Consider the following 21,287-nt stretch of genomic DNA (forward strand, 5'->3'; position numbering starts at 1 on the left):
GGCGGGGGCGGGGGGAAGGGAGCGGAGCGTTCGATCAGCTCGGCGTAGTAGGGCAGCCACTTGCCGTGGTTGAAGGTGACCGCGCCGACGATGCGGCCATTCTTGCCGTACGCCGCGGCGAAGCGGCGGTCCTCCGGTGAACCCTGGGTGAAGATGATTTCGTCGCCGAACGAGCACACCCCGACGCTTTTGATGTTGACGCCGAACTGTCCGGACCAGAACGACGGCAGCGGCAGGTGCGGGCGGCGGCCCACCTCGAGGTTGAGCATGTTGTTGGCGGCCACCTCGGCACCCGACACCGCGTTGTCCCAGTGCTCGAGCGCGAGGTACTGGTAGCCGTAGAGCACGTGCGGCGCGCGGGCCACGTCGCCGGCCACGAAGATGTGGTCGGTCACCACGCCGTTGATGTCGAACGCGCGGCAACCGGCGTCGCAGCCCACCCCCCACTGTCCGGCGGCCAAGCCGGCACCGTCGAGCCACTCCACGTTGCGGACCGAGCCCAGCGAGGGGATCACCACATCGACGTCCAGGACGGTGCCGTCCGACAGCGTCGCGGACCGGACATGTCCGGAGGCGTCGCCCTTCAGCGAGGTCACGCTCGTGCTGGTCCGCAGGTCCACCCCGGCGTCGCGCATCATGGCGGCGGCGATATCGCTGATCACCCCGCCGAGCGCGCCCTTGAGCGGACCGCTGCCGCGTTCGGTCACCGTGACCGGCAGATCGAGATCGCGGCACACCGAGGCGATCTCCGAGCCGACGAATCCCGAGCCGATGACCAGCACCCGGCGTGGATTGGCCTTGAGCGCCGCTGAGAGCCCGGCGGCATCCTCGACCGAACGCACCGTGAATACGCCCTGCAGGGCGGCCTCCTCCGGATTCGGCCATGGGCGGGCCCGGGTACCGGTCGCGATCAGCAGCCGGTCGTAGCCGACCTCCTCGCCGTTGCCCAGTTTCACCAGATGGTTGATCCGGTCCAGGCCCACCGCCGCCACGCCCAGTTTCCAGTCGGCGTCCACCCGGCGCAGCCGCGGCAGCTTGGTGTGGTCGGTCGGCACCCAGCCCTTGAGTACCTGCTTGGACAGCGGCGGGCGGTCATAGGGTTCGTGCGGCTCGTCGCCGATGATGGTCAGTGAGCCCTCGAAGCCTCTGTCCCGCAACGCTTCTGCTGCGCGCAGTCCGGCCAGGGACGCTCCGACGATGACGATGCGGCCCTCGGCGCGGAACTGCTTGACGATCTCGTCGAAGGAATACGTCGGACCCGGCTTTGCGCTCACGTGGTGTCCCGGTCAGCGGGGGGATCGAGCTCCACGATGATGGCCTGCACCGGGCAGGACGCCGCGGCCCGCAATACCTGCTGGCGCTGGGAGTCGTCCGGGTTCGGGTCGTAGGCCAGGGCTTCCTCGCCGAGCAGCTTGAGCACCTTCGGGGCCAGCGGGACGCACTGGGCGTAGCCCTGGCATTTGTTCAGATCGACCACCAAACGCATGAGACCTGAGACTAGTGCGGGCCAGGCGATAATCTCCCGCCATGGCCGATATCAGCCCGTTCCGCATCGCCGTGCCCGACTCCGACCTCGACGACCTGCGGGACAGGCTGCGCCGCACCCGCTGGCCGGAGCGCGAATGCGTCGCCGACTGGAGCCAGGGCATCCCGCTGGACTACACCCGCGAACTGGCGGCCTACTGGGCGGGCGACTACGACTGGCGCGCCCGGGAGGCCCGGCTGAACACCTTCGAGCAGTTCGTCACCGAGATCGACGGACTGGACATCCACTTCATCCACCAGCGCTCGGTGAACCCCGATGCCCTGCCGCTGGTCATGACCCACGGCTGGCCGGGCTCGGTCGTCGAGTTCACCAAGGTCATCGAGCCGCTGACCCGGGATTTTCACGTGGTGTGCCCGTCGCTGCCCGGATACGGCTTCTCCGGCAAGCCCGCCGAGACCGGCTGGACGGTGGAGCGGATCGCGAAAGCCTGGGACACCCTGATGCGCCGGCTGGGCTATCAGCGCTACGGCGCGCAGGGCGGGGACTGGGGGGCGGCGGTCACCACCCAGATCGGCCGCGACGCCGGGGAGGGCAACGGCTGCGTGGCGATCCACACCAACATGCCGCTGGGACTGCCGACCGGGGATCTGGCCAATCCGTCGGCCGAGGAGCGGGAAGCGCTCGAGGCGCTGGCCTACTACCAGCAGTGGGACTCCGGCTATTCCAAACAGCAGTCCACCCGCCCGCAGACCCTGGGCTACGGACTGGCCGATTCCCCGGCCGGCCAGCTGGCCTGGATCATGGAGAAGTTCTGGGGCTGGACCGACTGCGACGGCCACCCGGAGAACGCGCTGAGCAGAGACGAGCTACTGGACAACGTGACGATCTACTGGGTGACCAACTCCGGGGCGTCCTCGGCCCGGCTGTACTGGGAGAGCTTCGGCTCCTTCACCGGCGGCACCCGGGTGGAGGTACCGACCGGGGTCGCGCGCTTCCCCAAGGAGATCCTCAAGGCGCCGCGCAGCTGGTGTGAGGCCGGCTACTCCATCACCCACTGGACTGACATGCCGCGCGGCGGGCACTTCGCGGCGTTCGAGCAGCCTGAGCTGTTCGTCGAGGACCTGCGGGCGTTCTTCGGGACGGTTCGGCTGTGAGACGATCCTGAGCCATGCATGCGGCAAGCGAGGATCCGCCGGTCCTGAGCATCTGCGTGCCCACCTTCAACCGGGCGCGCTATCTGGAGTGCCTGCTTGAGGATCTCGCGGCCGGTATCGGGGAACTCGGTTGTTCCTATGAACTTCTGATCGGCGACAACGCTTCGCAAGATCACACCCCGGAGGTGGTGCGCCGCTACGAGGATCGGTTGGCGATCCGGTATTTCCGGCGGCCGGAGAATGTGGGTGTCTACCACAACATCGCGAAACTGCTCGTGGCCGCGAAGGGGCGTTACGTCGTTTACCTCGCTGATGACGATTTGCTTATTCCAACTGAGCTTGGACGATACGTCCACTACCTAGAGGAAAATCCTGAAGTGGGAGCGGTGTTCGCGCCTTGGCTCATACATGACCGAGTTGCAGCAGCGGATTTCGGTCTCTTCTACGACGTTGCCCAGGAGACGACGATCGCCGCGGGGGATCACCGGGCGCTCTTCGCCTTCCTGGTCGAGGGCCACATCTTTCCGGAGATTTACGTTGCGAGGACAGCGCTGGCCCGGGAGGTGACCGGCGGCGCGAATGATTTTGCGTTTTTCTACTTCGTGCAGATTGCGGCGATGGTGGCTCGGTCGGCGGTGACCTTCGGCCCCGAACCCTTCTATCGCCAAATCACTCGTTACTTTGATGACGACCAGCGCTCCCAGGGAGGGATCGAAGAGGTCAAATCAAGCTGGGATCGCTACCGCGGAGGCCTCGAACACCTGCTCTCCCGCTTCGCCTCCACGCTGTCGGCTGAGGAACTGGACTGGTGTCACCGCGCCATCGATCGCTTCACCCGGGTACGGATGTACGTCGGCTTGCGGCTGCGCACCGAGGAGGGCGGCAACTGGATCGACAACTACTACATCGCCAGCCGGCTGCGCTGCATCGGCGATGATTCGCTGCTGCCCGCCCCGTACGAGACCTACCGGGTCAACGCCGCACTGGAGTACCTGCTGGGACTGCAGCCGTTCTATCCCGAACACGCGACGATCGTCTATTTCCTCGACGACCCGCCGAAGTTCCTCTCCCAGGCCCACGGCTTCTCCTCGGCGGGTCTGGTGGCCCGGGCGGACAGGTCGTCGCCACTGCCGATGAACACGATCCTGCTCGTCAGTCGCGAGCGAGCCGAGGGCAGCGCCGACTTCGTCATCTCCGAAGCGGAACTGCTGGCCAGATTCCCCTGACCGGCTAGCGGACGTCGTCCTCGTCGGGATCGTCCACCTGCTGGTGCTGCTCCTGCCAGTCCGACTCGTTGGCCTCCAACGGAGTCGCGCCGTCCTCGACCGGTACCCGCTCGCCGGGGTCGACGCTTTCCAGGTCGGCGGGCTCGGCGGCGGGCCGGCGCTGCTCGACCGCATCGGCCACCGGCACCTCGTCGGCGAATCCGTCGCCGCTATCGCCCTGAGTCAACGCAACTCACTTGATCTCGGCCAGCACGGTGCCCTGCGTGATCGCCGCCCCGGCCTCGACCGCCAGCCCGGTGATCACGCCGTCCTTGTGGGCGGTCACCGGGTTCTCCATCTTCATCGCCTCCAGCACCACGACCAGCTCGCCGACCACGACGGCCTGCCCCTCCTCGACGGCGACCTTCACCACGGTGCCCTGCATGGGTGCGGTGACCGCGTCGCCGGAGGCGCCGCCCCCGCCGCTGGCACCCCGCTTGCGCGGCTTGGGCTTCTTGCGGATCACCCCGGGCGCGGCCGCACCGCCGCCATTGCTCAGCGCCAGATCACCCGGCAGCGACACCTCCAGGCGGCGCCCGTCGACCTCGACGACGAGCGTCTGGCGCGGCCCGGTCTCCTCGGCGTCGGCCTCGGCCGCGCCGCTGAACGGCTCGATGGTGTTGTCCCACTCGGTCTCGATCCACCGGGTGTGCACGGTGAAGCCGCCATCGTCGCCGACGAACGCCGGGTGGCTGACCACCGCGCGGTGAAACGGGATCACCGTGGCCAGGCCCTCGACGTGGAACTCGTCCAGCGCCCGGCGGGCCCGCTCGATCGCCTGGCGGCGATCGGCGCCGGTGACGATCAGCTTGGCCAGCATCGAGTCGAACTGCCCGCCGATCACCGAGCCGCTCTCCACCCCGGAGTCCAGTCGCACGCCCGGTCCGGTCGGGGGATCGAAGCGGGTGACCGGGCCCGGCGCGGGCAGAAACCCGCGACCGACGTCCTCGCCGTTGATCCGGAACTCGATCGAATGCCCGCGCGGCACCGGGTCGTGGGCGATGTCGAGCTTCTCGCCGTTGGCGATGCGGAACTGCTCGCGCACCAGGTCGATGCCGGAGGTCTCCTCGGTGACCGGGTGCTCCACCTGCAGCCGGGTGTTCACCTCCAGGAACGAGATCAGTCCGTCCTGGCCGACCAGGTACTCGATGGTGCCCGCGCCGTAGTAACCGGCCTCCCGGCAGATCCGTTTCGCCGATTCGTGGATCTCGCTGCGCTGGGCGTCGGTGAGGAACGGGGCGGGCGCCTCCTCGACCAGTTTCTGGAAGCGGCGCTGCAGCGAGCAGTCCCGGGTGCCGGCGACGACGACGTTGCCGTGCTGGTCGGCGATGACCTGGGCCTCGACGTGACGCGGCTTGTCCAGGTAGCGCTCCACGAAGCACTCGCCGCGGCCGAACGCGGCGATGGCCTCGCGGGTGGCCGACTCGAACAGCTCGGGGATCTCCTCGAGCGTGCGCGCCACCTTCATGCCGCGCCCGCCGCCGCCGAAGGCGGCTTTGATGGCGATCGGCACGCCGTACTCCTTGGCGAAGGCCACCACCTCGTCGGCGTCGGCGACCGGTTCGGAGGTGCCGGGCACCAGCGGGGCCTGCGCGCGGGCGGCGATGTGGCGGGCGGTGACCTTGTCGCCGAGGTCGCGGATCGACTGCGGGCTCGGCCCGATCCAGGTCAGCCCGGCGTCGATCACGGCCTGCGCGAAATCGGCGTTCTCCGAGAGGAATCCGTAGCCGGGGTGGATCGCGTCCGCGCCGGACTTGGCCGCCGCGTCGAGGATCTTGCCGAAGTCGAGGTAGGACTCCGCCGAGGTCTGGCCGCCCAGCGCGAAGGCCTCGTCGGCCAGTCGGACGTGCGGGGCGTCGGCATCGGGTTCGGCGTAGACCGCCACACTGGCCAGACCGGCGTCCTTGGCCGCGCGAATCACCCGGACCGCGATCTCACCGCGGTTGGCGACCAGAACCTTGGAGATGGCCACTACGCCTCCTGCTCGACTCTGAGAAGTGGTTTAAGAATGTGGTTTAAGAATAGAGTTCGCAGGCAGTCTAGAGGGCGGAGGGTGCCGTGAAGCCGCTGATGCTGGCGTTGGGCGTGGGTGCGGCGATCGCGTGGTGGGCTCCGGTGAGCGCGGCTGCCGACACCGACCAGCCCAGCCCAGGTCCGGCCGCCGCGTCCGCGGATCGGGCGCACCCGGCGACCGGTCGTACCGCCGCGAAGCCGCGCCCGCGGGTGCCGGTCATGCGGGCCGGTGGCGACGGCACAGCCGGCCAGGGCGGCCAGGGCGGCCAGGGGGGTCAGGGCGGTAACGGCGGGCTGATCTTCGGCAGCGGCGGCGCCGGGGGGCGCGGCGGGGACGGCACCACCGGCGGTGCGGGCGGAAGGGGCGGGAACACCGGCCTGTTCGGGCTGTGGCACCTCTTCTTCCAGCCCGGCGTCGGCGGGCGCGGCGGTGACGGCCGCGAGACCGGCGGAACCGGGGGAGCCGGCGGCGACGTGGGCCTGCTGTCGGTGTGGGGTGACGGCGGCGCCGGCGGGCGCGGCGGGGACGGCACCACCGGCGGTGCGGGCGGCCGCGGCGGTCGCGGCGGACTGCTGGCCGGTGACGGCGGACCGGGCGGGGCCGGTGGCGATGGCACCGCCGGGGCGGACGGCGCGGGGATCGGGATCCCCGGCGGCACCGGGGGCAGCGGCGGGGTCGGCGGCGACGGCGGCACGGGCAGCTGGTTGTTCAGCCGCGGCGGTGCCGGAGGCGCGGGCGGCACCGGCGGAACCGGGGGCACCGGAGGCGCCAACGCCGCCGGCGGTGCCGGCGGGCGGGGCGGCATCGGCGGTCGCGGCGGCACCGGCCGAACCCTGGTCGTCGTCGACACCCCGGCCACCGGCGGAACCGGCGGCAGCGGCGGGTCCGACGGCACGGGCGGGTCCGGCGGCGACGGCGGGTCCGGCGGGGCGCCGACCCCGGCTGTCTCGGTGTTCGCCACCGGTGTGCCCAACCCGGTCACCGCGGCGACCGACAGTGCCGGCAACCTGTGGTTCGGCAACGCCGACCAGAACGGGCCGACGCCGTTCATCGTGCGCGTCAGCGGAGCACTCGGCGGCCAGCCGACGATCACCGCCCTCGACACCGGCGCCCCGTCCCCGGTGACGGTCACGGTCGACGACGCCGGCCGGCTGTGGTTCGGCCAGACCGGCGGCGGCAGGCAGGTGGTGCGCGTCAGCGGAGACCTCTCCGGCACGCCGACGATCACCCTGCTCGAGACGCCGGTCACCAATCCGGCGTGGCCGGTGGTCGACCGCAACGGCAACCTGTGGTTCGGCAGCTTCGACGACACCACGCGGCTCGTCGTGCGGGTCAGCGGAGATCTCGGCGGGACACCGACGATCACCGCCTTCGACACCGGCGTGCGCAACCCGGTCACCGCGGTCATCGACGACAACGGCAACCTGTGGTTCGGCAACTTCATCGGCGCCGGCAGCACCTCGGTGGTGCGGATCAGCGGCGACCTCGCGGGCACCCCGACGATCACCGCCTTCGACACCGGGGTGCTCAAGCCGGACTTCCCCCTCCGAGACACCACCGGCCAGCTGTGGTTCGGCAACGACTCCGGTTCGACGACGCTGGTGCGCATCGGCGGCGACCTCGCCGGCACCCCGACGATCACCGGGTTCGACACCGCAATCCCCAACGTGCGCACCGGAACCGTCGACGGCAACGGCGCGGTCTGGTTCGGCAACACCGCCACCAGCACCCTGGTGATGCGCATCAACGGCGACCTGACGGGGACACCGCAGTTCACCCCGTTCGACACCGGCGTGGCGGGCCCGTCGCTGCCGATCGTCGACGGCACCGGCGCGCTGTGGTTCGGCAACGGCAGCGGCAGCCCGCTGGTGGTGCGGATCACCGGCGACCTGGCCGGCACCCCGACGATCGCGCGGATCGAGACGACCGTGCCCTCGGCGGGATTCCCGATCGCCGACTACCTCGGCGACATCTGGTTCGGCACCACCGATCCCGGCGCGACCACCGACGTGGTCCGCGTGGGCTGATACCTCAGGACTCCCGCAGCCGGCGCTTGATCCGCGCCAGCATCGCCGACATCCCGCGCAGCCGCAGCGGGCTGATGAGCTTCGCCAATCCCAGTTCGGCGTAGAAGTCGTCGGGCACCGCCAGGATGTCGCCGGCGGGCTGGCCGTCCAGTCCGGCGGCGAGGATCGAGGCGAACCCCCGGGTGGTCGGCGCCTCGGCCGGTGCGCTGAAGTGCAGCCGCACGCGGGCGGCGTCGGCGGCGTCGACGTGCAGGAAGAGCGGTGACTGGCACTCCGGCACCGGCTCCATCGCCGCCTCCTCCAGGCCGGCCGGCAGCGGCGGCAACTCGTCGGCGAACTCCAGCAGCAGCTTCAGCTTGTCCTGCCCGTCGACCTCCGCGAACTCCGACACCACCGCCGCCAGCGGGGCGGGCATGCTCACAGCGAGCCGGGCTGGTCCCCGGAGACGATGGGCGCCCGCACCGTGTTGCCCCACTCCGTCCAGGACCCGTCGTAGTTGCGCACCCCGGGAACGCCGAGCAGGTGGGTCAGCACGAACCAGGTGTGGCTGGACCGTTCGCCGATGCGGCAGTAGGCGATGGTGCCCGGCGTGACGAACGAGTAGATCTCGTCGAGTTCGGCGCGGCTGCGGAAGCGGCCGAGTTCGGCTGCCGCGCTCGCCCACGGCACCGACACCGCCGTGGGGATGTGCCCGCCGCGCAGCGCGCCCTCCTCGGGGTAGTCGGGCATGTGCGTGCGCTCCCCGGTGTACTCCTGCGGGGAGCGCACGTCGACCAGCGGCATGCCGCCGGACTTCAGCGCGGCCAGCACGTCGTCCTTGAACGCGCGGATCGCGCCGTCGTCGCGCTGGACCACCGGGTAGCCGGTGGTGGCCCGCTCCGGCACGGCCAGTGTGGTGTCGCGGCCCTCGGCCAGCCAAAGGTCGCGCCCACCGTTGAGCAGCCGCACGTCGGGGTGGCCGAACAGGGTGAACACCCACAGCGCGTAGGCCGCCCACCAGTTGCTCTTGTCGCCGTAGAGCACCACGGTGTCGTCGCGCCCGATGCCCTTGCGGTTCATCAGTTCGGCGAACTGCTCGCCGGTGATGTAGTCGCGCACCTGCGGGTCGTTGAGGTCGGTGTGCCAGTCGACCTTGACCGCGCCGGGGATGTGCCCGATGTCGTAGAGCAGCACGTCCTCGTCGGACTCGACCACCACCAGACCGGGGGTGCCCAGGTGCTGGGCCAGCCAGTCGGTGGTGACCAGGCGCTCGGGGTGGGCGTAGTCCTGCAGGGAGGGGTGGGGATCTGGCGGTACCGGCACGGCGTCGAGCCTACCTACGAGGCTGCCGTCGCTCAGCCGAGGGGATTGGACCTCCACAGCTCACCGAGGGAGAGCCCGACCTCCTCCAGCAGCCGCCGGGTGACCGCCAGCCCCAGCCCGATCACGTTGGACGGGTCGCCGTTGACGCCGTCGAGGAACCACCCGCCGAGCCCGTCGACGGTGAAACCGCCGGCCACCCCCAGCGGCTCGCCGCTGGCGATGTAGTCCGCCAGTTCGCTGTCGGTGGGCACGCCGAAACGCACCGTGGTCACCGCCGCCCGGGTCGCCGACCGGGTCCGGCCGGCCAGCATGCGGCGCACGCAGTGCCCGGTGAAGAGCTCACCGGAGCGGCCCGCCATCGAATGCCACTGCGCGCGTGCCTGTTCCGGCGTACCGGGCTTGCCGCGCAATTCATCGCCGACGTAGAGCATCGAGTCGCAGCCGATCACCACGCAGTCGGCCGCCACCTCGGGCGCCAGGGTGTGGCTGACCGCCGCGGCCTTCTGCTCGGCCAGTTCGCTGACCACGGTCTCGGGGGCGGCGTTGGCCCCGAGGCGGTCGATCACCGCGTCCTCGTCCACCCCGGAGACGGCCACCAGCGGGTCGATGCCGGCCCCGCGCAACACCCGAAGCCGGCCGGTGGAGGCCGAGGCGAGCACGACCCGGGTCATCGGCGCATGTGGGTCCGCTCCAGCAGCGTGACCCGCTGCCAGCTGGTGACCGGGTAGCGCAGCATGTCCACCGGGTGACCCCACAGGTCGCGTTCCCCGGGCTCGGCCGCCGCCGACGCGCCGCGCAGCCCGGCCAGCACCGCCACCAGCGCGGCGAGTTCGGCGGCGGTGGGGCTGCCCTTGAGCACGGTGATGTCGGCGGTGTTCGCGGCGCTCACGGTGTTGTCGGTGTTCGCGGCGCTCACAGTGTCGTCGGTGTTCGCTGCGCTCACAGTGTCGTCGGTGTTCGCTGCGCTCACAGTGGAATGTTCCCGTGCTTCTTCGGCGGGGTCTGCACGATCTTGCGCTCCAGCAGCCGCAGCGCGGTGGCGATGTAGCCGCGGGTGTGCGACGGCGGGATCACCGCGTCGACGTAGCCGCGCTCGGCGGCGACGTAGGGGTTCACCAGGGTGTCCTCGTAGTCCTGCTGCAACTGCAGCCGAACCGCCTCGACGTCCTCACCGCCGGCCTCGGCCTCGGCGAGCTGTTTGCGGTAGACGAACCCCACCGCGCCGGAGGCACCCATCACCGCGATCTGCGCGGTCGGCCAGGCCAGGTTGACGTCGCAGCCCAGGTCCTTGGAGCCCATCACGCAGTACGCCCCGCCGTAGGCCTTGCGGGTGATGACGGTGATCTTGGCGACGGTGGCCTCGGCGTAGGCGTAGAGCAGCTTCGCGCCGCGGCGGATGATGCCGTTGTACTCCTGGTCGGTGCCGGGCAGGAAGCCCGGGACGTCGACGAGCATCACGATCGGGATGTTGAAGCAGTCGCAGGTGCGCACGAACCGCGCGGCTTTCTCCGAGGCGTTGATGTCCAGGCAGCCGGCGAACTGGGTGGGCTGGTTGGCGACGACGCCGACCGCGCGTCCGTCGATGCGGCCGAACCCGACGACGATGTTCTGCGCGTAGTCGGCCTGCAGCTCCAGGAACTCGTCGTCGTCGAGGATCCGGGTGATCACCTCGTGCATGTCGTAGGGCTGGTTGGGGGAGTCCGGGATCAGCGTGTCCAGTTCGAGGTCCTCGTCGGTGAGGTTGTCCTCGATGGCGCCCGGGTGCGGCGGCGCGGGCAGCCGCGGCGGTTCGGCGTAGTTGTTGGGCGGCAGATAGCTCAGCAGCTCGCGCACGTAGTCGAAGGCGTCCTGCTCGCCGGAGGCGACGTAGTGCGCGGTGCCGGACTTGGCCATGTGGGTGTGCGCGCCACCGAGTTCCTCCATGGTGACGTCCTCGCCGGTGACGGTCTTGATCACGTCGGGTCCGGTGATGAACATCTGGCTGGTCTGGTCGACCATCACCACGAAGTCGGTCAGCGCGGGGCCGTACACGTGCCCGCCGGCGGCCGCCCCCATGATCAGCGATATCTGCGGGATGACCCCGGAGGCCAGGATGTTGTTGCGGAAGATCCGGCTGTAGAGGCCCAGCGACACCACACCCTCCTGGATGCGGGCGCCGGCGCCGTCGTTGATGCCGATCAGCGGCCGGCCGGTCTTGACCGCCAGTTCCTGGACCTTGACGATCTTCTCGCCGTAGACCTCGCCGAGGCTGCCGCCGAACACCATGGCGTCCTGGCTGAAGATGCACACCGGGCGGCCGTCGACGGTGCCGTACCCGGTCACCACGCCGTCGCCCACCGGCCGGTTCTCGGCCAGCCCGAAGTTGGTCGCGCGGTGCCGGGCCAGCGCGTCGAGTTCGACGAAGGAGTCCTCGTCGAGCAGGGCCAGCACGCGCTCCCGGGCGGTCAGCTTGCCCTTGGCGTGGGTCTTCTCCACCGCGGTCTCACCGACCGGGTGCAGCGTCTCCGCGGTGCGCTTGCGAAGGTCGGCCAGCTTGCCGGCCGTGGTGTGAATGTCCGCGTCCGGCTCGGTCACGCTCGTCATGGGTCACGATGGTACCCATGGGCTACCCCGACAACCTGCTGGCGACCGACGAGGTGGTGGTGCTGCATCGCCATCCGCACTGGAAGCGTCTGGTGCTGCCGGTGCTCGCGCTGCTGGTCGCCACCGCGCTGGCCAGCTTCGCCGCCGCCGTGGTCAGCCGGACCGGGTGGGACGCCACCACCCGCACCGTGCTCTGGGCGGTGATCGCCGCGCTGTGGCTGCTGGCCGTCGGCTGGCTGACGCTGCGCCCGTTCCTGGCCTGGCTGACCGTCCACTTCGTGATCACCGACCGGCGGGTGATGTACCGCCACGGCATGTTCACCCGGGCCGGCATCGACATCCCGCTGGCCCGGATCAACAGCGTGGAGTTCCGTCACTCACTGCCCGACCGGATGGTGCGCACCGGCACCCTGATCATCGAGTCGGCCGCCCAGGATCCGCTGGAGTTCGACGACATCCCCCGCGTCGAACAGGTGCACGCGCTGCTCTACCGCGAAGTGTTCGGCGACGCCTGACCGGAAGCGTCAGGCCGCGGGCGAGGAGCGCCGGCGGCGTCGGCGCGTCTCGATCTCGTCCTCGATCACCTCGGCGATGCCCCCCGAGGTCAGCGCCGACTCCAGCGCGCGCTCGCCGTCGGCGCCGCCGGACTCGTCGGGGAACACCCAGCGCCGGAACGCCCAGAACCGGAAGGCCATCTGCAGCAGGTTGCCCAGCAGGTAGGCCGAGATGAAGTCGGCGATGTTCTCCACGGTCAGCGAGACGTTCGGCACGCGTAGCTCGAGCACGTAGCTCGACACCCACAGCGGGGCCATGCTCAGCAGCACGCCGACGCCGCTGAACCCGAAGAACAGCAGCGCCTCGTGGTGGCGTTCGCGCCCGCCGCGGTCGCGGAAGCTCCACTCCCGATTGAGGATGTAGGAGGCGATCACCGCGACGATGCCGGCGATCACCTTCGCCGTCACCGGTTTGGGCTCCAGGATGGTCAGCTTGAGGGTGAAGAAGATCGCCGAGTCGATGACGAACGTCGTCGCGCCCACGATCGCGAACTTGATCAGCTCGTGGTGCCGCTCGGCGAACGGCCGGATCGGCCGGGGCAGCCGGGCGATCGTGGCATCGGCAAAGGACACGAGCGCGAATTCTACGGAAAACCCCCTGATCCTGCGCAGCCGTGCTGGTCACGGTAGGTAAACGTCGGCATGACACGATGATCACCGTGCCGGACTCACCCGCGCCCGCCCCCGTGGTGGCGATGGTCGGCGGCGGCCAGCTGGCCAGGATGACGCACCAGGCCGCGATCGCCCTGGGCATGAGCCTGCGGGTGCTGGCGGTGCGCGCCGACGACCCGGCCGCCCAGGTCAGCCCCGACGTGGTGATCGGGTCGCACGACGACCTCGAGGCGCTGCGCCGCGCGGCGGCCGGCACCGACGCGCTGACCTTCGACCACGAGCACGTCCCGACCGAGATGCTGCGCACCCTCGTCGGCGAGGCGGTGACGGTGTGGCCGCCCCCGGAGGCGTTGGTGTGCGCGCAGGACAAGCTGGCGATGCGCGAGCGGCTGGCCGCCCTCGGCGCCCCGGTGCCGCGGTTCACGCAGGCGCGCACGGTCGACGACGTCGACGCCTTCGCCGCCCGTGTCGGCGGCCCGGTGGTGGTCAAGGCCGCCCGCGGCGGGTACGACGGGCGCGGGGTGGTGCTGGCCCGCGACGTGGCCCAGGCCCGCGACGCGGCGGCCGGCTATCTGGCCGACGGGGTGGCGGTGCTGCTGGAGGAGCGGGTGCCGATGCGCCGCGAGCTTGCGGCGCTGGTGGCCCGCTCGCCCTACGGCCAGGGGGCCGCCTGGCCGGTGGTGGAGACCGTGCAGCGTGACGGGATCTGCGTCACGGTGCTCGCGCCGGCACCAGGACTGCCCGAGGATGCGGCCGCCGACGCCGAGCGCCTGGCGCTGCGGATCGCCGAGGAACTCGGGGTGGTGGGGGTGCTGGCGGTCGAACTGTTCGAGACACCCGAGGGCGCGCTGGTGGTCAACGAACTGGCGATGCGGCCGCACAACTCCGGGCACTGGACGATGAACGGGTCGGTCACCAGTCAGTTCGAACAGCACCTGCGCGCCGTGCTGGACTACCCGCTCGGCGACACCCGGGCGATCGCCCCGGTGACGGTGATGGCCAACGTGCTGGGTGCGGCGCAGACCCCGGCGATGGCGATGGACGAACGGGTGCACCACCTGTTCGGCCGGATCCCGGAGGCGCACGTGCACCTCTACGGCAAGCAGGAGCGGCCGGGCCGCAAGATCGGCCACGTCAACGTTCTCGGCGCCGACCCCGCCGAGCTGCCCGCCGTGCGGGAGCGCGCCGAACGCGCGGCACACTGGCTGTCGCACGCAGAATGGAGCAGCGATGAGCACACCTGACGGGCCGCGGGTCGGCCTCATCATGGGCAGCGACAGCGACTGGCCGGTGATGTCGGCCGCCGCCGAGGCGCTCGCCGAGTTCGACGTACCCTTCGAGGTCGGGGTGGTCTCCGCGCACCGCACTCCCGAACGGATGCTGGACTACGCCCGCGGCGCGGCCGGCCGCGGCGTCGCGGTGATCATCGCCGGTGCCGGGGGAGCGGCGCACCTGCCCGGTATGGTCGCCTCGGCCACCCCGCTGCCGGTGATCGGGGTGCCGGTGCCGCTGAGCACCCTGGACGGCATGGACTCGCTACTGTCCATCGTGCAGATGCCGGCCGGGGTGCCGGTGGCGTGCGTGTCGATCGGCGGGGCCCGCAACGCCGGACTGCTGGCGGTGCGGATCCTGGCGGCCGCCGACCCCTCGCTGGCCGGGCGGATGCGGACCTTCCAGGAGAATCTCGAAGCGGAGGTGCTGGCCAAGGACCGCGCCCTGCGGGAGCGATTACTCGGAGAGTGAACGAGCTAGTAACCTTGACCGTAGTGAGGAGGCTGTCATGGCTGGTTGGAACGGTGATCCAGGGTTCGACGTGTTCCAGTTGCCCGAGGAGCACGAGGAGTTGCGGGCCGCGATCCGGGCGCTGGCCGAAAAGGAGATCGCGCCGTACGCCGCTGCGGTCGACGAGGAGTCCCGCTTCCCGGAGGAAGCCCTCGAGGCGCTCAACGCCTCCGGCTTCAACGCCGTGCACGTGCCCGAGGAGTTCGGCGGGCAGGGCGCGGACTCGGTGGCCGCGTGCATCGTCATCGAGGAGGTAGCCCGCGTCGATGCCTCGGCGTCGCTGATCCCCGCGGTCAACAAGCTGGGCACCATGGGCCTGATCCTGCGCGGCTCGGATGAGCTGAAGAAGAAGGTGCTGCCCGAGATCGCCGACGGCAAGATGGCCTCCTACGCGCTTTCCGAGCGCGAGGCCGGCAGCGACGCGGCGTCGATGCGCACCCGCGCCAAGGCCGACGGCGACGACTGGATCCTCAACGGTTCCAAGTGCTGGATCACCAACGGCGGCAAGTCCGCCTGGTACACCGTGATGGCGGTGAGCGATCCGGACAAGGGGGCCAACGGCATCTCGGCGTTCATGGTCCACGAGGACGACGAGGGCTTCACCGTCGGACCCAAGGAGCGCAAGCTCGGCATCAAGGGATCGCCGACCACCGAGCTGTACTTCGAGAACTGCCGCATCCCCGGCGACCGAATCATCGGTGAGCCCGGTACCGGTTTCAAGACCGCGCTGGCAACCCTGGATCACACCCGGCCCACCATCGGCGCCCAGGCGGTCGGCATCGCCCAGGGCGCTCTGGACGCGGCCATTGAGTACACCAAGGACCGAAAGCAGTTCAACCGACCGGTCGCCGACAATCAGGGTGTGCAGTTCATGCTCGCCGAGATGGCGATGAAGGTCGAGGCCGCCCGGCTGATGGTGTACTCGGCGGCCGCGCGCGCCGAGCGCGGCGAACCCGACCTCGGCTTCATCTCGGCGGCGTCGAAGTGTTTCGCCTCCGACGTCGCGATGGAGGTCACCACCGACGCCGTGCAGCTGTTCGGCGGCGCGGGCTACACGGTGGACTTCCCGGTGGAGCGGATGATGCGCGACGCCAAGATCACCCAGATCTACGAGGGCACCAACCAGATCCAGCGGGTGGTGATGAGCCGCGCCCTGCTGCGCTGATCCGTCACGTAGCGCGCAGGTGGGTGATATCGCCCGCCGAGACGGCGACGGTCTGCTCGCCGGTGTCGATCTGCAGCCGGCCCAGCGCGTCGATGTCGGTTGCGGTGCCGTCGATCTCGCGGTCCCCGGGCAGTGCCGCCCGCACCCGGCGGCCCAGGGTGACGCTGCGGCGCCGGTAGTCGGCGTGCAGCGCCGGGTCGGTGTCGCCGGTGATCGTCCAGCGGTCGATCCGCGCGGTCAGCTCGGCCAGGATGCTGCCCAGCAGTGCGCTGCGGTCCAGCATGGTCGAGCCGAGCATGAGCAGCGAGGTGGCCCGCTCGTCGGGTGCCTCGTCGGCGGTCATCGACACGTTGAGGCCCAGGCCCACCACGATCACCGGATCCGGTGAGGCGACCTCGGCCAAAATGCCGCCCAGCTTCTTCTCGCCGACCTGAATGTCGTTGGGCCACTTGAGCCCCGGCTCGATTCCGGTGGTGGCCGCCACCGCGTCGGCGACTGCCACCCCGGTCAGCAGCGGCAGCCAGCCCCACGCCTCCGGCGCGAGTGCGCCGGCGCCGATCCCGATCGAGACGGTGATCTGCGAGCGCGGCGGCGCCGACCAGCTGCGGCCGTGCCGCCCACGGCCCGCGGTCTGGTACTCGGCGACGAGCACCGCACCGGTGATGTCCTCGCCGGCGGCGTGGCGGGCCAGCAGGTCGGCATTGGTGGAGCCGGTGGTCTCGACCAGTTCGAGATGGCGCAGCGGGCGGTCGGGTCCGAAGAGGTCGCGGCGGATGCCATCGACGTCGAGGGGCGCGCGGGGCGGCGGGTCAGACGGTGGGCGCGGCATGGATCGGATGGTCGCTGAAAACCAGGGTCAGCCGCAGCGGGCCGATCCGCTCGCGCAGTTCGGCGTACGTGCGTGCGCGTATCCGGTCCTGCTCGGCAACCGTCATCGCGCCGGTGTAGGAGACCCGGAGGTCGATGTCGGTGGTCTTGCCCCGGCTGATCGCGCAGGCGTCCACCAGCGTCAGCTCGTGGGCGAGTTCGCCGCCGTGTTCGGCGGCGACCGCGGAGATCGCCGAGCGCACCGCGGCGTCGAGGTCCGGGTCGGCCCGCCGGCCCGACAGGCGGCCGAACTCCAGCCGGATCTCCCGGACCGGTTCGCCGACCAGCAGGGCGCACAGGATGAGCACGATGATGCTGTCGGCGATGTCCTTGATGTTGAACGTCGCCGACGTCAGCGCCGTGCCCTCCGGGATGATCACCACCAGCAGCAGCGAGGCGCAGATGCCCATACTGATCAGCGCGCCCATCTTCGCGGCGTTGGCCTCGACCCGCAGCAGGGCCGAGGCGTTGCCGACCGAGCGGTTGTTGCGCCGGTGGTTCCAGGTGATGCCGAGACAGATCAGCGCGACGACGGCGGTGTAGATCGCCGCCAGGCCGAACTCCGGTTCGCTGCCCTTGCGGGTGACCAGGTAGTCGATCACCTTCACCGAGTTGGTGACCACGCCGACGACGACGACGCCGAGGATCATCAGCGACCGGAACAGCGCGTAGAGGTTCTCCAGCGCCAGGCGGCCGTAGGGGTTGTCGGCGTCGGCCGGCCGGCTGGACGTGACCGCCAGCCGCGAGGCGATCAGCGCCGCGCCGGCGTTGATCAGCGAGATGATGCCGTCGAACTGGGTCGCCGATACCCGGGTCAGCCCGTAGACCGCGAAGCCCAGCACGGCGAGGCAGAGCATGGTGATCATGTAAGTGCGCAGGCTGCGCTGCTCGGCCTGCAGGATCGCTGCCTGAGACGCGTGCACCCCAGGGAGCTTAGAACCCCGGTCGTCGGATAGGTTCATCTGCCGTGACTACTCATTCCCTCGCCGCGGTGTGCGGCGCCTCGCTGATTCTCGCCTCTCTCGGCTCGGCCGCGGTCGCCGCGGCCGACGACCCCAACACCGTGCCGCCCTCGATGCTCAACACCACTTGCACGCTCGACCAGATCATGGCGGCCACCAAGGTCGTCGATCCGATCACCTACGGCGAACTGGTGGGTAAGTACAACTCCGAGCCCCGGTGGGTTCAGGGCGGCATCGTCTATCACATGAACCTGCTGCTGCAGAAGCCGCCGCAGGAGCGCCAGGCCGAGGTCGACACCCTGGTGGCCTTCTTCCCCGAGTACGTGTCGCTGTTCACCAACGCTGAACCTGACGCCAACGCGATCGCGGCCACGTGCCCGACCTTCCCGGCCGAAAACCCCGCGGCGTGGGATCCCAACGCCCCCGCGCCGGCTCCGGTCACCCCGCCCCCGCCGGTTCCCACGCCCTAGGGGACCAGCCGGTGCTGGGGCGGCCCTCAAGCCGGCCCTACGGCGGTTGGTCGTCCGGTTCGCTGTCACCGCGGAGGATTTCTTCGGGGTGGTGGTACAGATTCACCCGGGGTTGGCCGCGGTCCAGGTGCGGCGGGGGAATCCATTCGGTGCGGTTGTCGCGTAACCGTTTTCGGGTGGTCCAGCCGGTGGGGCTGTCGTCGACGAGGCGGTTGTCGCAACCGCAGGCCAGGGTGAGCTGGTCGATGTCGGTGGAGCCGCCGTGTTGCCAGTCCCGCTGCGCATGGTGGACCTGGGACCGGTTCGGCGGGGCCGAGCAGCCCGGTTTGGTGCACCCTCTGTCGCGGGCGTAGAGGGCCAGGCGCTGGCCGGGGCTGGCGGTGCGCCGGCGGCGCCCGTAGTAGAGCCGGATCGCGCGCGGGTCGTCGAACAGCGCCAGGTAGGGGTGCGCGCCGGCGGCGGCCATCCGGATCAGGGTGGGTATCGGCAACCGGCTGCCCCCGCCGGTGTGGGCCACCCCGGCTGCGGCGGACAGTTCGGCCAGGGTGGTGGTGGCCACGATTGTGACCGGCAGCCCGTTGTGCCGGCCCAGGGTGCCCGAGGCCAGCATCGCCTGGCAGACCGCCGCCAGGGCGTCGTGCTGGCGCTGGGCGGTGCTGCGGGCGTCGGTGTCGATCTGGGCCTGTGAGGGGCGCCCGTCGATGCACGGGGTGTCGTCGTCGGGGTTGGCGTAGCCGGGTGCGGCCAGCTTCGCCAACAGTGCATCCAGCGAGGCGCGCAACGCCGGGGTGAGCCACCCGGTCAGTCGGCTCATCCCGTCCAGGCCCTGCGGGCCCAGGGTCAGGCCGCGCTTGCGGGCGTGCTCACGCTCGTCCTCCGGGGTGCCGTCGGGGTCGAGGTAGCTCAGCAGCTGACGCGCCACCGCCCGCAGCCCTTCGGGCGTCAGCCCCCCGGCCAGCCCGGCCAGCTGGGACTCCGCGGCCTCCTCGGTGCCGGGGTCGATCGTGGCGGGCAGTGCGGCCATGAAGTCCCGGATCAGCGCGACGTGCTCGGCGCCGACCTCCCCGCGGGCCTGGGCGGCGGCGGTGCCCGGCAGCGCCGGTTCCCGCGGCCCGCCGGTCAACGCGCGCCGGGGCCCGAGATCGGCGGCCTCGGCCAGCCGCCGCCGGGCATCGGATCCGCTGATCCCCAGTCGCTGGGACAGGACCGCCCGCCAGGACTTCGCCCCCAGATCCTTCGGTGTGGCCTGGGACTGCACCTGAACCACCAGCGCGTGCTCCACCGCAGGCTGGCGGCGGCGGTGCCGCTCCAGCCGATCGAGCACCGCCAGCACCTGCGGCGCGGTCAAGGTCTCGACCGGCAGGCCGGCCAGCTTGTCCCACGCTGCCTCGAGGTCGTCGAGTGCGGACAGGATCTCCATATATCGAACACTAGTGCGAAGGTCCGACAACTTCCGGTGCAGCGGTCAGTTGACGCACTTGGGGTCGTCGGACCCCGCGGTGATGACCGGGGAGGGCGGCGGTGTGTCGCTGGAGAGCCCGTCCGCTCCTGAGGCTCCTGAGGCTCCCGAGGCTCCCGTCGCATCCGAAGCGTCCGCGGACGCATCGTTGACCGTCGCGGCGGTCGGCAGCGTGCCGTCGAGCCCGGATCCCGGCCCGGTGTAGTCGTCGGCGAGCACGACCCGCACGCTGCCGGGCTGTACCGCCGAGTCGGCCACCACCGGCAGGCCCAACGTCTCGGCGACCGCCCGCGCGCCGAGGTCGTCCTCGGTGGCGGCCTGGACCTGACTGCGGTCCACCTTGCTCTTGTCGTTGTTGCCCACCGTCCCGGCGGCGAATCCCTCCGCGGTCAGCCGTTCGGAGACCGCGGCCGCCAGGCCGTTGATGTCGGTGTCGTTGACGACGTCGGCGGTGGTCTGGTCGGGGGAGTAGGCGACCTCGGCGGTCTTGCCCTCCTCCTGGTCGTGCAGCAGCCCCGCGACCCACTGCTGCACCTGACCCGGATCGATCCGCACCACCGACTGCATTCCGTCGTCGCTCCAGCCGTCCTCGGCGAGCACCGGGATGGTGGCGAACGCCACGTTGCCCCCGGCCAGCTTCTGCAACTGCTTGAGGAAATTCATCACGTCCCACCCCGAGGAGATCACCACCGAGCGCTGGATGGCGTCCTGAAGCCGGTTGAGGGTGGCCGGGCTGGTCAGCGTTTTACGCGAAATCACCTGGTGGGCAAGGGAAGCCATCACCACCTGCTGGCGGACAACCCGGTCGAGGTCACCGCGCGGCAGGTCGTGACGCTGCCGGACGAAGCTCAGCGCCTGCGGGCCGTCCAGACGCTGCCAGCCGGCCGGGAAGTCCGCGCCGGAAAGGGGTTCGTACACCGCGTCTTTGAGGCAGACCTCGACGCCGCCGAGCGCATCGGTGATCAGCGCGAAGCCCAGCAGGCCGATCTCGGCGTAGTGGTCGACGGTGACTCCGGTGAGGTCGGCGACGGTCTTGATGAGCGCGTTGCGGCCCGCCTCGACGGCCTGGGGTTCGGCCTCGGCGGGATCCATGCCCTGCTTCTCCACCAGTTCGGTCATGGTGTCCAGCCGGACCTCGCCGTAGACGCCGTTGATCTTGGTCTTCTCCAGCCCGGGCGCCTCGACATAGGAGTCGCGCGGGATCGAGATCGCCGTCGCGGAGCGGCCGTTGTTGGGGATGCGGACCAGGATGATGGTGTCGGTGTTGGTCGCGACGTCGTTGCCGGCGTGCAGCTCGGCCAGTTCCTCGTCGGTCAGCGGGTTGCCGTGGGCGTCGGTGCGGCTGTCCATCCCGACCAGCAGGATGTCGACCGCCCCGTCGGACCCGTCGCCGCCGAGCGCGGCGGTCACGAAGTGGAAGATCCCGCTCTCGAAGGAGCGCACCGACCCCCACGCCATGCCGGTGCCGACCAGAACGAGGATGGCGGCCAGGGCGAGCAGGGTGCGTCCGAGCTGTCGAGTCCCCGTCACTGCCGTCACTTCAGTCTCTCCAGCCACCAGGACAGGCTACTGGCGGTGGCGGCTC

The 21,287-nt window shown here is 70.6% G+C and carries 22 protein-coding genes; 8 read left to right on the forward strand and 14 right to left on the reverse strand.

From position 1 onward, the window contains the following. The coding region (locus ACKOB8_RS08875; RefSeq protein WP_526376923.1) for an NAD(P)/FAD-dependent oxidoreductase at positions 1 to 1,235 on the reverse strand (1,235 nt) is incomplete at its 3' end. 35 nt (positions 1,236 to 1,270) lie between these two features. Beyond that, a complete protein-coding gene (locus ACKOB8_RS08880) occupies positions 1,271 to 1,486 on the reverse strand; it encodes a ferredoxin (protein WP_526376843.1) in 216 nt (71 codons plus the stop codon). Between the two features lie 50 nt (positions 1,487 to 1,536). Between ACKOB8_RS08880 and ACKOB8_RS08885 the strand changes: the two genes are divergently transcribed. Then, a complete protein-coding gene (locus tag ACKOB8_RS08885) occupies positions 1,537 to 2,640 on the forward strand; it encodes an alpha/beta fold hydrolase (protein ID WP_526376924.1) in 1,104 nt (367 codons plus the stop codon). A 14-nt stretch (positions 2,641 to 2,654) separates the two neighbouring features. Then, the gene (locus ACKOB8_RS08890; RefSeq protein ID WP_526376844.1) at positions 2,655 to 3,866 is read left to right on the forward strand and encodes a glycosyltransferase family 2 protein; all 1,212 of its coding nucleotides are present in this window, start codon (positions 2,655 to 2,657) and stop codon (positions 3,864 to 3,866) included. Between the two features lie 4 nt (positions 3,867 to 3,870). Here ACKOB8_RS08890 and ACKOB8_RS08895 read toward each other — a convergent pair whose 3' ends face one another. Further along, positions 3,871 to 4,092 (reverse strand): Rv3202a family protein, encoded by a 222-nt coding sequence (locus tag ACKOB8_RS08895; protein ID WP_526376845.1) that lies wholly within the window; start codon positions 4,090 to 4,092, stop codon positions 3,871 to 3,873. 6 nt (positions 4,093 to 4,098) lie between these two features. Continuing rightward, a complete protein-coding gene (locus ACKOB8_RS08900; RefSeq protein WP_526376846.1) occupies positions 4,099 to 5,877 on the reverse strand; it encodes an acetyl/propionyl/methylcrotonyl-CoA carboxylase subunit alpha in 1,779 nt (592 codons plus the stop codon). 86 nt (positions 5,878 to 5,963) lie between these two features. On the opposite strand from ACKOB8_RS08900, the gene ACKOB8_RS08905 reads away from it, so the two are divergent. Then, positions 5,964 to 7,946 carry a hypothetical protein gene (locus ACKOB8_RS08905; RefSeq protein WP_526376847.1) on the forward strand — a complete coding sequence of 661 codons (1,983 nt, stop codon included), beginning with the start codon at positions 5,964 to 5,966 and terminating at the stop codon, positions 7,944 to 7,946. A gap of 4 nt (positions 7,947 to 7,950) precedes the next feature. Here ACKOB8_RS08905 and ACKOB8_RS08910 read toward each other — a convergent pair whose 3' ends face one another. Genes ACKOB8_RS08910 through ACKOB8_RS08930 form a run of 5 tightly spaced genes read right to left on the reverse strand, consistent with a single transcriptional unit; the run spans position 7,951 to position 11,831 of the window. Continuing rightward, positions 7,951 to 8,361, reverse strand: a complete 411-nt coding sequence (locus tag ACKOB8_RS08910) for a SufE family protein (RefSeq protein ID WP_526376848.1) — start codon at positions 8,359 to 8,361, stop codon at positions 7,951 to 7,953. A gap of 2 nt (positions 8,362 to 8,363) precedes the next feature. Continuing rightward, positions 8,364 to 9,248, reverse strand: coding sequence for a sulfurtransferase (locus ACKOB8_RS08915; RefSeq protein WP_526376849.1), 885 nt, complete (start codon positions 9,246 to 9,248; stop codon positions 8,364 to 8,366). A gap of 32 nt (positions 9,249 to 9,280) precedes the next feature. Further along, positions 9,281 to 9,919 carry a Maf family protein gene (locus ACKOB8_RS08920; protein ID WP_526376850.1) on the reverse strand — a complete coding sequence of 213 codons (639 nt, stop codon included), beginning with the start codon at positions 9,917 to 9,919 and terminating at the stop codon, positions 9,281 to 9,283. Next, the gene (locus tag ACKOB8_RS08925) at positions 9,916 to 10,164 is read right to left on the reverse strand and encodes an acyl-CoA carboxylase epsilon subunit (protein WP_526376925.1); all 249 of its coding nucleotides are present in this window, start codon (positions 10,162 to 10,164) and stop codon (positions 9,916 to 9,918) included. The genes ACKOB8_RS08920 and ACKOB8_RS08925 overlap by 4 nt, the downstream gene beginning before the upstream one ends. A gap of 50 nt (positions 10,165 to 10,214) precedes the next feature. Further along, on the reverse strand, positions 10,215 to 11,831 hold the full coding sequence (locus ACKOB8_RS08930) for an acyl-CoA carboxylase subunit beta (RefSeq protein WP_526376851.1): 1,617 nt from the start codon (positions 11,829 to 11,831) through the stop codon (positions 10,215 to 10,217). A 17-nt stretch (positions 11,832 to 11,848) separates the two neighbouring features. Here ACKOB8_RS08930 and ACKOB8_RS08935 point away from each other — a divergent pair, with 17 nt between their 5' ends. Next, positions 11,849 to 12,346 carry a PH domain-containing protein gene (locus ACKOB8_RS08935; RefSeq protein WP_526376852.1) on the forward strand — a complete coding sequence of 166 codons (498 nt, stop codon included), beginning with the start codon at positions 11,849 to 11,851 and terminating at the stop codon, positions 12,344 to 12,346. A gap of 9 nt (positions 12,347 to 12,355) precedes the next feature. Here ACKOB8_RS08935 and ACKOB8_RS08940 read toward each other — a convergent pair whose 3' ends face one another. Further along, positions 12,356 to 12,958, reverse strand: coding sequence for a GtrA family protein (locus tag ACKOB8_RS08940; protein WP_526376853.1), 603 nt, complete (start codon positions 12,956 to 12,958; stop codon positions 12,356 to 12,358). Positions 12,959 to 13,035: 77 nt separating this feature from the next. Here ACKOB8_RS08940 and ACKOB8_RS08945 point away from each other — a divergent pair, with 77 nt between their 5' ends. The 3 genes from ACKOB8_RS08945 to ACKOB8_RS08955 are packed head-to-tail and all read left to right on the forward strand — an operon-like array spanning position 13,036 to position 15,944. Continuing rightward, positions 13,036 to 14,241 (forward strand): 5-(carboxyamino)imidazole ribonucleotide synthase, encoded by a 1,206-nt coding sequence (locus ACKOB8_RS08945; protein ID WP_526376854.1) that lies wholly within the window; start codon positions 13,036 to 13,038, stop codon positions 14,239 to 14,241. Beyond that, complete coding sequence (gene purE / locus ACKOB8_RS08950) at positions 14,228 to 14,740, forward strand: 5-(carboxyamino)imidazole ribonucleotide mutase (RefSeq protein ID WP_526376855.1); 513 nt, start codon at positions 14,228 to 14,230, stop codon at positions 14,738 to 14,740. Before ACKOB8_RS08945 ends, purE begins: the two co-directional genes overlap by 14 nt. Before the next feature lie 37 nt (positions 14,741 to 14,777). Next, positions 14,778 to 15,944, forward strand: coding sequence for an acyl-CoA dehydrogenase (locus ACKOB8_RS08955; RefSeq protein ID WP_526376856.1), 1,167 nt, complete (start codon positions 14,778 to 14,780; stop codon positions 15,942 to 15,944). Positions 15,945 to 15,948: 4 nt separating this feature from the next. On the opposite strand, the gene ACKOB8_RS08960 is transcribed toward ACKOB8_RS08955, so the two are convergent. Next, on the reverse strand, positions 15,949 to 16,773 hold the full coding sequence (locus ACKOB8_RS08960) for a biotin--[acetyl-CoA-carboxylase] ligase (protein ID WP_526376857.1): 825 nt from the start codon (positions 16,771 to 16,773) through the stop codon (positions 15,949 to 15,951). Beyond that, positions 16,754 to 17,734, reverse strand: coding sequence for a cation efflux transmembrane domain-containing protein (locus ACKOB8_RS08965; protein WP_526376858.1), 981 nt, complete (start codon positions 17,732 to 17,734; stop codon positions 16,754 to 16,756). The genes ACKOB8_RS08960 and ACKOB8_RS08965 overlap by 20 nt, the downstream gene beginning before the upstream one ends. Before the next feature lie 44 nt (positions 17,735 to 17,778). Between ACKOB8_RS08965 and ACKOB8_RS08970 the strand changes: the two genes are divergently transcribed. Further along, positions 17,779 to 18,243, forward strand: coding sequence for a DUF5078 domain-containing protein (locus tag ACKOB8_RS08970; RefSeq protein ID WP_526376859.1), 465 nt, complete (start codon positions 17,779 to 17,781; stop codon positions 18,241 to 18,243). Between the two features lie 37 nt (positions 18,244 to 18,280). Here ACKOB8_RS08970 and ACKOB8_RS08975 read toward each other — a convergent pair whose 3' ends face one another. After that, a complete protein-coding gene (locus ACKOB8_RS08975) occupies positions 18,281 to 19,663 on the reverse strand; it encodes an HNH endonuclease signature motif containing protein (protein ID WP_526376860.1) in 1,383 nt (460 codons plus the stop codon). Positions 19,664 to 19,708: 45 nt separating this feature from the next. Then, positions 19,709 to 21,160 (reverse strand): LCP family protein, encoded by a 1,452-nt coding sequence (locus ACKOB8_RS08980; RefSeq protein WP_526376926.1) that lies wholly within the window; start codon positions 21,158 to 21,160, stop codon positions 19,709 to 19,711. Positions 21,161 to 21,287: the final 127 nt, after the last annotated feature.

This window comes from Mycobacterium sp. (assembly GCF_046091765.1).
Lineage (GTDB): Bacteria > Actinomycetota > Actinomycetes > Mycobacteriales > Mycobacteriaceae > Mycobacterium.